Genomic DNA, 10,860 nt, shown 5'->3' on the forward strand with positions numbered 1-10,860 from the left:
GGTGAAGATGGTTAGTGCTGGTGCGACTCGAAGTCGCTCATGAGACACATAGGAGAGTGAGGTAATGGCAACCACTAAACAGCCGCTACCAAGTATCGTATCTTCAGAAGAGTGGAAATCAGCGCTGGATAAGCTTCTTATAAAAGAGAAAGAGCTGACCCGAGCACGCGATGCTTTGAGTGCGGAGCGTAGAAAGCTACCCATGGTGAAAGTAGCAAAAAGCTACGAATTCCATGGCGACGGAGGCCCCATATCTTTCCTTGAATTGTTCGGTGGGCGTCGGCAACTCATTGTTTATCATTTTATGTACGCGCCTGATTGGAAAGCGGGGTGTGACGGGTGCTCGTGGGTTGCCGATGCCATGACTCACCCGGCCCATTTACATGCTCGTGATACTTCGCTGGTAATGGTTTCACGGGCTCCTCTAGAGAAAATCAACCAGTACAAAACACGTATGGGGTGGACGATTCCCTGGTACTCGTCGTTTGAGAGTGACTTTAACTATGATTTTGGGGTGACGACAGCGGATAGAGAAAGGCACGGAGCCAGTGTGTTTCTCCGCGACGGAAACGACATATATCGCACCTATTTTACCGGGGCGCGTGGGGTCGAATATTTAGGTAGCTTCTGGACGTACTTGGATTTAACACCTTATGGTCGCCAGGAAACGTGGGAGGATTCTCCGGAAGGCTGGCCTCAGACGAAGCCATATGAATGGAACCGCCGCCATGATGAGTATGATGTTTAAGAATACTGGCGCTCGCCAAGAGGACAGGGGGCGGTTAGACCATCCTCGTTAAACCACGGCAATCCTTTGCCGCGTCCAGACTTCTTCCAATTGGCACCGTTACTATCCGTCTATTAACAGCTGTTTCAAACCAGCTCACGCTTCTCGCGCTTAGCCACGCGAATATCTTTGACGGTGGCAATGCCAATCACCGCGAAGATGACAAGTGAGATCAGCGGCCAGATCAGTACATATACCGCCAATATAAAGGTTTGCATATGCTCTCCTATTGTCTCGCTGGTGCGTGATGGCGCACCAGTTGATGAAGTGATTTCGGCTTATTTCAAAGAGCTTTCACAGGGCTTAGGCCTGGGGAGCAGGTTTGGCCGGGTCGTAGTTGATTACTTTCTGATCGATCTGCGAGAAGTCGAACTTGTTTGAACTCATCAGGCTGATTGCGATGCAAACGATGGTGCTGACGCCGTAGGCCATCAGTGAGGCCAGCAGCACTGTGTAGTCGCGCAGGAAGCCAATGCTGAAGTAGGCCAGCACGATGGCGCTGAGTGCGCCGAAGATCACACCGACTCTACGCCCACAGAATCCGAAGGCCATCAAGCCGAGCACCACACCACCACCTACGGCGGCAAGTAATTCGAATAGCCCGCCGACCATGCCGATCAAGGGCAGGAGCTCAAATCGTGCGACGCAGAACATCACCAGGCCCGCGATCACCGCCGAGGTGAAGGCCGTATTAGTAACGCGATCCCAGAAACAGCTGGCGATGACCGGGAACACAATTGCGCCCCAGAGTGCGCCAACAAAGACCAGCATGATCAGAATATCCATGGAGAAGCTGGCGAGAATCACCCCAATCAGTGTCGCGACGACCATGGTCAGCCTGCCGATAAATAGCATCTTGGTGGGATTAGGTTTGTTTTTAGCGATGTTCTTGCCATATACATCGGCCATCACAATCGCTGACATGGCGGAGAGATCCGAGTCGGCGGTAGAAGAGAGCGAACCGATGACCAGAATAAAGAACAGCCCGATAAACACCGGCGAGAGGTACATGGAAACCATCTGCGGAATCAGGTTATTCATGTCGCCACCGATGGGCTCCATGCCAGTCATCAACGCCATCAAACCAATCATGCCCAGGCCGATAACGATCGCACCGTAACCAATGGTGGCGGTGATAAAGGTCGGCTTGATGTGGTCTTCACGCACGGCGAATAGCCGCTGGGAAATAGTCTGGTTGCCAATGGCGTAGGCCAGCACCGCCACAAAGAAGGGCGCACCTTGGTTGAGGATAGCGTCCATTGAGAACAGATTCGCCTGTTCGGGCGTCAGTAGACTCATGCCGTCGGACAGCGTTTGCGGGCCGCCAAGGGCGAACATCACCGCTGGAATTATCAGAATCGCGACCGCCATCATTGCCATTAGCTGAGCAAAGTCAGTGAGTACCGAGGCGCGGAAACCCGACCACAGCGTGTAGCCGAGTACCCCAACCCCAGCGATGATCACCCCGGCCTGGAAGGAGAGTGGCGAGAGTACCGAGACTAGTGCGCCGGAAGCCGTGAAGTTGACCATCAGACTGATGATGCTGCCCAGAATGTTGGAGGAGGCAAGAATCAGCTGGCTGGAAGAACCATGGCGGGCATGGATAAGCTCACCCAGGGTGTGTGCATTGGGCGCCAGTTTGCGAAAGCGGCGGCCAAAGGGGTAGATGAACAGAATCATCAGCGCACCCCACAGCCCGTAATGCAAAGGGCCAGAAATGCCGTAGGTATAACCCGAGGTGGCGGCGCCGTAGAACGAGGCTGCCCAGATCCAGGTGGCGGTCATGCTGGCAGCGCCAAGACCAAAGCCGATCTGATGATTGGACACCATAAAGGCGTCGGTATTTTCCTTTTTCTTCTTAATCAGCAGGGTCAGCAGGTAAGTGCCGCCGTAAAAAAACGCCAACAAGGCGAGCACAGTCACGGTCGAGAATTGATAGAAACTTTCTTCGTTCATTGAATACCCATAGGCTTTGCAGTCTTAGCGTCCTAAATAGCAACCAGCATTCCATTACGGAAGTGGCCACCAGAGGACGTAAGCAAAAAACAGATCAACTTCCTGTTATGTCTGTAGCGAGATGAGATCGCGGTTGGCGATCAGGTAGTGCAAGTGTCAGGCGTTGGAAACGCCTTAAATAGGGAGGCAGATGGACTTCCACAGTGAATCGCAACAAAGCGCTCGGGGAGTCGATCCGGAGGGCTACCCTACTCCCTTAAGCGCGAACAGTACAGGTTGAAGCCCGGCACGCTGGGAATCAGCAGGCGGGGCAGCTACGCCGTGCCCTGAAAAGGCCATAGGTATGCTTAGCATTAGCACATGGCGACAGGCAGCCCACTCGGAGAGAGAGGGTTGCTCCTTTTAACTGGAGTGCTGTTAATTGCCAGGTTAAAGCTATGGCACAACAGCCTATGACATCTCAGCTTAAAGCAGCGCTTCTTCGCCCAGCCAAGCAGCGAGGTGTTTGGGTCGTGGCAATCAATCAACTCCGTAGGTGATGAAGTACTGGAACACAGCACCCTGGATGGGAATGCAAGATGCCCTGGATTTCGTTAATAGCCGCAATGACTCAATGCGACGCCAAGAATTACTGGTGCTGGGCTTAATACTTGAATTCAGGGCCTGAAATCGACAGGTGAGTTGGCCGGGAAGTGCATGCTGTTCAGCTATAACAGCGACTCCAGACGCGCTGAGATTGACCCAGATAACCACTCCTCTGCGCAAGCACTGTAAAAGCTTGGGTTTTCACAAGAGGGCTTGCTAAGGCAGCGCTGGTAAATCGATGGTGTTGTCTCAGATTCCGCACTATATGGAAGGCTTGTAAGTGATGAGCCCCCGCCAAAATCGGCCTAATTAATGTTCTCTCTTAGGCTCTGTCTGCTTAGGCTCTGTCTGAAAAATCGACGAAAAGACGGAGTTTTCGTGGTGTGAATGAGTACTTTGAGCCGGTTTTTAACGCCGTATGATCGAGCGCAGCCAGTTTTCAGACAGAGCGCCTAGGCAAGATCGGGTGTTCGGGTACTCCAAGGTCGGCTATTATTGCATTAAAAGACATAGTACTTAGGGCTTTGTCAGCCCAGAGGTGTTTAAGCAAAAAAGCCTCGTTAAACCCACTGACGCGTTTTGATGGTGGCGATCGCCCATGAGCTTGCCCTTTTCTGACAATGACCTGCTAAAAGCCTCGCTTGAAGCCATCTCGGATGCCGTACTGATCACAGATGCTCGATTGGATCTGCCCGGCCCCACGATCGTTTATGCTAATCCTGCTTTTTGCGAACTGAGCGGCTATACCGCCGCCGAACTTGAGGGCCAGACGCCTCGTATACTCCATGGCCCTGACACTGATCGTGAACTGTTAGAGAGGCTAAAAAACCAGCTTCGGGCCGCCGAGACGTTCCGCGGAGAGACAGTGAACTACCGCAAGGATGGCACTGCCTTTCGGATGCAATGGTCGATTCGACCTTATCCCGACGATGCAGAGCCAGCATATTTTATCGCGGTACAGCGCGATGTCACTGCTTTACGTGACCTTGAACAGCATCGCCGACAACTGCAAAGGTTGGTCGATATACAGACTCGGGTGGGTACCGCTGGCCTAGATTTGCAAACCCTGCGCGAGCAAGTAGCGCAAATCGGGCTCGTCGTCACCGGTGCTGATGGCGCCGCAGTGGAAGAGGCCATGGGGGAGGAAATGATCTATACCGCAACGGCAGGGACAGCGCTGAGCTCTGTTGGCATGCGGCTACCGGTGAGTGCTAGCCTTTCGGGCGTTTGTTACCGTACTCAAAAGCCAATCCATTGTCGCGATACCCATATCGAGCCACGCGTAGCTCGCGAGGCCGCCGATCGGGTAGGTTTTCGCTCGGGCCTGTTAGTACCCTTAATCTACGCAGATCAATGTTTTGGCGTACTTAAAGTTTACGCTGCACGCGTCAACGCTTTCAGTGAAAGCGATATGGAAGTGCTCAGTATGGCCAGCCAAGTGTTGGCTTCGTCACTCGCCGATGCCCGGCTGTTTAAAGGCGAGCGCGACCGGCGCCGTCTGCTGGTGGACTCTTTGCCGATACTCATTGCGTTCATCGACCAAAAGGTGCGCTACCGCGAAATCAACGCCACCTACACCCGCTGGTATGATCGCCCCGCCGATCAAATTTTGGGCAGGCCGGTGGCCGACGTCATGGGTCAGGCGGCATACAATAATATTCGCCCGTATATACTAGCGGCGCTGGCCGGCGAGCACGTTACTTTCGAGAGCCTTTTCCCGCACCCGAACGGCCGGGTCATCCCGGTGGTGGTGGACTACACGCCGGAGCGCGGAGCCCAGGGGGATATTAAAGGGTTCTATGCCTTGGTGCGGGATATTAGCGACCTCAAGCGTGCTGAGCGGGATCACTTAACCGGTACTCTCAATCGGCGCGGCTTCGACGAACGCTTGGAGGTGGTGTGCGCCACCGCCAAGCGTTATAGACGGCCAGTAGCGCTGATTTTCCTGGATATCGACCACTTTAAGAGCATCAATGATCGCTACGGCCACTCGGTGGGCGACAGCGTTCTCACTGCTGTATCGCACGAGCTGTGCGAAGCAGTTCGTGAAAGCGATGTTGTTTGCCGCTGGGGTGGTGAGGAGTTTGCCATCCTAGCGCCAGAAACGACGCTGGACGAGGCTGAGAAACTGGCTGAGCGCCTACGCAAGACGCTTGCCGATCGCCAACATCCCGCCGTTGGCCATGTGACGGCGAGCTTCGGCGTCGCTGAATTGGCGGGTGAAGAGAACGAAATTGACTTTATTCAGCGCGCTGACAAGGCACTCTATGCAGCCAAGACCGCAGGCCGAAACAGGGTCGAGTGGGCCAATTAACCAGCTCAACCGCTTAACAAGGAGGGCCTCCAGTTTTGAAAGGGTTCACGACTATAGGCTGATAGTTAAGCATTAAAAAAAGCTGTGTGCTCCGCCAATACTGCCAAACCAATTCCGATTAGCACAACACCACCGATAAGCTCCGCCCAGTGGCCAACAAACTTACCGAGCTTATGACCAAGCAGTGTGCCGATGGAGGCCATGACGGTGGTGGCGAGGCCGATAGCCAAGCTGGTGGCGATGATACTGGCATCGATAAAGGCAAGGCTAGCACCGACGGCCATGGCATCAATGCTGGTAGCAGTGGCGGTTAGGATTAATAGCCAGAGTGTTTGTTTACGGTGCTCTATCTTGTGCTCTTTCTTGAGCCCGGTATAAATCATATGCGAGCCAATCACCGACAACAGGGTAAAGGCTACCCAGTGATCCCAGGCCTGCACATACTGTTGCGATACCATTCCAGCCGCCCAGCCGAGTAAAGGCGTGATGGCTTCGATTACGCCGAATACCAAGCCAATACCGATAGCATGGCGAAATCGGGGCTTTTGCAGCTCAGCACCTTTGCTGATGGAGGCGGCGAAAGCATCCGCTGACATGGAAACAGCTAGGAATAGTAGGGTGATGGGTGTCATGAAATATGCATGCTCTCGCTGAATAAGTACCGCGTATATAAACCCAAGGCTACGGTGATAAAAAAACATGTCTGAGGGTAAATGTAGGGCGTTTAATAGAGCGAATCCTAGCATGCTTTAATGCTTAAGAAAGCTAAGAGATTAAAAATAAAGTTTGTATTAGTGAACTAATATAGTCTTGGCTAAAAGTCTTTATATTGGCTTATTTTGTTGTTTTTTTAATTTTTAATAGTTTTTTATTTGTCTTTTTTACGTGGGGCTTTAGTTGTTTTAAAGCTGATAGTTGATAATGGCAATGTGTTAGAGCAGCCATTTAGCCGCTGCATTGAACCTATGCGTTGGAGAAACCATGCTTGGCCATTCAGCACTCGTGCTAAGGTGTGTCGCAATGGATTTCTGATGATTTGCGTCAGCATGCTGAGCATGACTATCACAGGGATTAAAAGTGAAAAGTCGCGCATGGCGTACGTCTCCCTTGATCCTTTCTGCTATTGGGAGCCAAAGCAATGTCGAAAAATATACGCTTAGCGGCGTTTATTCGCGCTGAAATAGAACCGATTCTTCAGGATTGGGAAGAGTTCGCCAAAACCATCCTTCATGCTAACCATATGGATACGTCCGGTCTGCGCGACCACGCCAGAAACATGCTTCTGGTGATTGCTGACGATATTGATTCCGACCAAAACGAGTTCGAACAGACCGCAAAATCAAAAGGCTGTGGGCCTGACGATGGTAACGAGCCCTGCGCGCGAGCGTCATGTCGCTCTGGACTAAAGCGCATCCCGCGGTTACCGGCCCTCAGCTTGAAGATATTACCCGGTTTCATGAAGCGATAGATCAGGCCGTTGCCGAATCGCTGGAGCACTATGCGACCATCAAAGAGATGGAAACCCGGCTGTTCGGCGCCATTCTGGTTGCCTCGCCGGATCCGATTTATGTGTTGGATCTCAACGGTAGATTTACGTATGCCAACAAGGCCACTGCCGATCTTTTCGCTATCAAGCCAGAGGAGATCATAGGAAAGTCCAACTTTGACCTCGAATTTCCGTTTGCCTCAGAGTTCCAGCGCAACTTGGAGAAGGTGATTGCTGAGCAGTCCAGTTTCCGAGGTAAGTTCGTTCATACCTTTGCTTCAGACCAGGGTGAAAGGTTCGAGTATCTACTTGCGCCCGTGTTGGACGAGCATTTAAATACCGAAGCAACCGTTTGTATGCTCCGAGATATTACCGAGCAGGCACTCGCTGAAGAGAAAATATGGCATAACGCTCACCACGATCTTCTCACCGGGCTGCCGAATCGGCGTTTATTCCTGGATCGTCTGGAGCAGGAAATTAAGCATGCCAAACGCAGTAGCCAGCCTCTTACGCTACTTTTCATGGATCTTGATGGCTTTAAGAAAGTCAATGATTCACTTGGTCATGAAACGGGGGATCGGTTACTTTCAGCGGTTGCTGGACGTCTAACTGAATGTGTCCGGGAAAGCGATACGGTGGCTCGTTTAGGTGGGGATGAATTTACCGTCATGCTTACCGGTACTGAACACCATGAGGATGTTGAACGTGTAGCCCAGAGCATTGTGGATACACTAGCGTTGCCTTTTTACTTGGCGCCCAAACCTGTCCTGGTTTCTGTCAGCATTGGAATTGCATCGTATCCCCAGGGCGCATGCTCCCCAGGTGCGCTGCTAGAAGCGGCGGATCAGGCCATGTATAGAGCCAAGAAATTCGGCTCAAACCAGATGTGTTTTTACGATTCCTTTGATAAGACAGACGCAGCTTTGTTCTAAATTTTCTTTGTCTACTAAGGCGTTTCTGCCCGGTTGCAACTGCTGCAGATCACGCTGTTGTTTAGGCGGGCTGGGGTACCGCGTGTTGCCCTCTCAATTGGCTGACGTCAGCGCGAGGTGGCGCGCCGAACATGCGGCTATATTCGCGGCTAAAGTGTGAAGGGCTTTCGTAACCCACACGATAGCTGGCGGTGGCCGCTTCCAGTCCTTCTGCCAGCATCAGCCGCCGGGCCTCATGTAGGCGAAGCTTCTTTTGATACTGCAGAGGCGACATGCGAGTGACTTGGCGGAAGCTGTGATAAAGCGTCGACTCGCTCATATTGGCGGCATCTGCCAGATCACGGATCTTAAGCGGTTGGGCGTAGCGCTCTTTAAGGGCGTAAATCACCCGCGCAATCCGATTCGCCTGAGAGTCCGAGGCGGCAAACCGGCGCATTTGAGGCCCCATTTCTCCCATCAGTGCCCGGTAGATTAGCTCGCGCCTAGCTAGGGGCGAAAGTATTGGAATATCTTCCGGTGAGTCGAGTAGGCTCAGCAGCCGATAAAGCGCGCCCTGCATTCGCGTATTCATGGGCGCAGAGCAAAGTCCGCAGTCCATATCGGGGCAGATAGCATCCTGGCCCGCTGCCGGTGCCTTGTCGCCCAGTTCCAGTATCAGCCCGGCGACCTCTTGAGGATCTACTGAAACCTTCACCGCCAGATAGGGCTGCTCTGGAGTGGCATGATCTATCCTGCCCACCACCGGCAGATGCACGGCGCTTGCCATGTAGCTTAGGCTGCTGTAAGCGATCTCCTTATCACCCAATTGGACGGTCTTGCTGCCCTGAATGACAAAGCATAGGCACGGCTCATATACGGCACAGTGAAAGCTAGTCGCGGAATCTGCGCGTATCAGTTGAACCTCAGCAATCGCTGTGTCCTGAAGCTCTTCCAAGAGTGCCCAACGGCGGGCGACTTTGCTCAATTGTTGCGGCAGGCTGTCGCTCAAATGAGTGACCTGCTCAGGCACGATATCGTTCAAAGGCTCTCCTCCCTAACAGCTCGCAGTATATGCCTTCGTTTCGTGGAGCGAAGGCTTTTTCAGTGCGTTTTGCAGGATTGGGCAAGCACTGCGCAGGAACCGGCAACCCGCGCCGTGTGTCATTAAACGGTCATTATGCTTAAACACTGAAGCAGGGCGGTCTTTTGATCACCTTACCTAGCTGAGTCGTCCACTTCCACGACAGAATTAGGCAATCTTGCTGCAGAAACCCGCTACCCCCACCGCCTTTGCGCGCCCTATTGTAAGCAGCATCTGGTAGACAGTCAGCGCGCTGCTCGGTATGGCCAATCTATTTAACCCTCCCTAATGACAACACCTACTGTTGATCGGTTGCTTTCAATTGCGTTCGAGATTCCAGGGTGATGTCGAATTTGGCGCTGCTGAACCGTCTAGTTAAACGCCAATCGCCAACGTGAGGCGAAAATTATATAACCAATGTGGCTATCGGTTTCCGGTAGCCATTGGAGCAATTCATCATGGGAAACCTGTCTCAAAGAGTACTCGCTGCAAGTACTCTTTTTCCAAATACTCTCTCTCGAAGAGCTATCTCTCGAGAAGATGCCCCTAGAAGAAGGGGGGCTCACACCATGCTTTCGGCAAGCAGTCGGGGAATCCTCCTGGGACTGCTAATAGCGGCTTTGCTTACCGGTTGCGAAGCCAAGAGCGAGGAAGCAGCAGCGGCTGCGCCACCACCCCCGCCAGAAGTGGAGGTGGTGAGTATGGTGGCTCAGCCGATAGTGCTGAGTGAGTCTTTCACCGGGCGGGTGGAAGCCGCGGAAACGGTTGAACTAAGGTCGCGAGTCAGCGGCTATATCCAGGAAGTCGCCTTCGAGGAGGGAGAGCTGGTAGAGCAGGGAGATCTGCTGTTCTTGATCGATCCACGTCCATACCAGGCCCGTGTTAACGCCGCCCAAGCGGATCTTGCCCAGGCCAGGAGCCAGCAGGCTCAGGCTGGCAGTGAAGCTGAACGCGCCCGGGTGTTGCTAGGGCGTCAGGCCATTTCCCAGGAAGTGCATGACCAGCGTCAATCAGCCCTGAGTAACGCTCGTGCAATGGTCGATGCCGCCGAGGCAGCGTTGCAGACCGCCGAGCTTGATCTTGAATACACCCGCATTACAGCGCCGGTCAGTGGCCGCGTCGGTCGGGCGATGGTCACTCGCGGTAACTTAGCCAACGCCGACCAGAGTCTATTGACCACGCTGGTCACCATCGATCCGATTCATGTCTACTTCGAAGCGGACGAGCAGGCTGCGTTTGCCAGCCATGCATTACTGAGTGGAGAGGAGCCGAACAGTCTGCAGATCGAACTGGGTGGTGACGCCACGCGGCAGTTCACTGGCACCCTGGACTTTATCGACAATCGCTTGAACCCCAATACGGGCACCCTGCAATTCCGGGCGGTGCTGGCCAACCCTGATGGCCGCATTCGGCCAGGTGAGTTTGCGCGGGTCGAAATGCCGGTCGCTCGGTTGGCGCAAGCGCTACTGGTGGATGGCAAGGCGATCCTGACCGACCAGGATCGCCGCTACGTCTATGTAGTGGATGATAACAACCTGGCCCAGCGGCGTCAGGTCAACACAGGGCGCCAGGTGGATGAGCGCACGGTCATCAGCGAAGGGGTCGCTGCCGGCGACCGGGTGATCGTCAACGGGGTGCAAAAAGTCTTTATGCCGGGCATGGAAGTGAGCCCTCAAACGGTGCCAGCAGCACCGGCGGCTGATGCTCAACCCGCCATTGCTGCCAGAGAGGACTAATCTG

10 protein-coding genes are annotated in these 10,860 nt (G+C 53.5%); 5 read left to right on the plus strand and 5 right to left on the minus strand.

Annotated elements, in window-relative coordinates:
• Positions 1 to 64 precede the first annotated feature (64 nt).
• Positions 65 to 748 carry a DUF899 domain-containing protein gene (locus SR894_RS04890; RefSeq protein WP_133731258.1) on the plus strand — a complete coding sequence of 228 codons (684 nt, stop codon included), beginning with the start codon at positions 65 to 67 and terminating at the stop codon, positions 746 to 748.
• 125 nt (positions 749 to 873) lie between these two features.
• On the opposite strand, the gene SR894_RS04895 is transcribed toward SR894_RS04890, so the two are convergent.
• Both SR894_RS04895 and SR894_RS04900 read right to left on the minus strand, forming a co-directional pair.
• A complete protein-coding gene (locus tag SR894_RS04895) occupies positions 874 to 1,005 on the minus strand; it encodes a putative transporter small subunit (protein ID WP_208862668.1) in 132 nt (43 codons plus the stop codon).
• Positions 1,006 to 1,090: 85 nt separating this feature from the next.
• A complete protein-coding gene (locus tag SR894_RS04900) occupies positions 1,091 to 2,743 on the minus strand; it encodes a sodium:solute symporter family protein (protein ID WP_133731257.1) in 1,653 nt (550 codons plus the stop codon).
• Between the two features lie 1,183 nt (positions 2,744 to 3,926).
• Here SR894_RS04900 and SR894_RS04905 point away from each other — a divergent pair.
• Positions 3,927 to 5,642 carry a sensor domain-containing diguanylate cyclase gene (locus SR894_RS04905; RefSeq protein WP_133731256.1) on the plus strand — a complete coding sequence of 572 codons (1,716 nt, stop codon included), beginning with the start codon at positions 3,927 to 3,929 and terminating at the stop codon, positions 5,640 to 5,642.
• 65 nt (positions 5,643 to 5,707) lie between these two features.
• Here the strand turns inward: SR894_RS04905 and SR894_RS04910 are convergent, their stop codons facing one another.
• Both SR894_RS04910 and SR894_RS04915 read right to left on the minus strand, forming a co-directional pair.
• Complete coding sequence (locus SR894_RS04910; RefSeq protein WP_133731255.1) at positions 5,708 to 6,274, minus strand: manganese efflux pump MntP; 567 nt, start codon at positions 6,272 to 6,274, stop codon at positions 5,708 to 5,710.
• Between the two features lie 236 nt (positions 6,275 to 6,510).
• Positions 6,511 to 6,735, minus strand: coding sequence for a hypothetical protein (locus SR894_RS04915; protein ID WP_223287812.1), 225 nt, complete (start codon positions 6,733 to 6,735; stop codon positions 6,511 to 6,513).
• Positions 6,736 to 6,780: 45 nt separating this feature from the next.
• On the opposite strand from SR894_RS04915, the gene SR894_RS04920 reads away from it, so the two are divergent.
• Together SR894_RS04920 and SR894_RS04925 are read left to right on the plus strand one after the other, a co-directional pair.
• Positions 6,781 to 7,110, plus strand: a complete 330-nt coding sequence (locus SR894_RS04920; RefSeq protein WP_208862667.1) for a hypothetical protein — start codon at positions 6,781 to 6,783, stop codon at positions 7,108 to 7,110.
• On the plus strand, positions 7,032 to 8,060 hold the full coding sequence (locus SR894_RS04925) for a GGDEF domain-containing protein (protein WP_208862666.1): 1,029 nt from the start codon (positions 7,032 to 7,034) through the stop codon (positions 8,058 to 8,060). The genes SR894_RS04920 and SR894_RS04925 overlap by 79 nt, the downstream gene beginning before the upstream one ends.
• Before the next feature lie 61 nt (positions 8,061 to 8,121).
• Here SR894_RS04925 and SR894_RS04930 read toward each other — a convergent pair whose 3' ends face one another.
• A complete protein-coding gene (locus tag SR894_RS04930; protein WP_133731253.1) occupies positions 8,122 to 9,081 on the minus strand; it encodes an AraC family transcriptional regulator in 960 nt (319 codons plus the stop codon).
• A gap of 608 nt (positions 9,082 to 9,689) precedes the next feature.
• On the opposite strand from SR894_RS04930, the gene SR894_RS04935 reads away from it, so the two are divergent.
• A complete protein-coding gene (locus SR894_RS04935) occupies positions 9,690 to 10,856 on the plus strand; it encodes an efflux RND transporter periplasmic adaptor subunit (RefSeq protein WP_133731252.1) in 1,167 nt (388 codons plus the stop codon).
• Positions 10,857 to 10,860 lie beyond the last annotated feature (4 nt).

Origin of the sequence: Vreelandella neptunia (assembly GCF_034479615.1) — a bacterium.
GTDB lineage: Bacteria > Pseudomonadota > Gammaproteobacteria > Pseudomonadales > Halomonadaceae > Vreelandella > Vreelandella neptunia.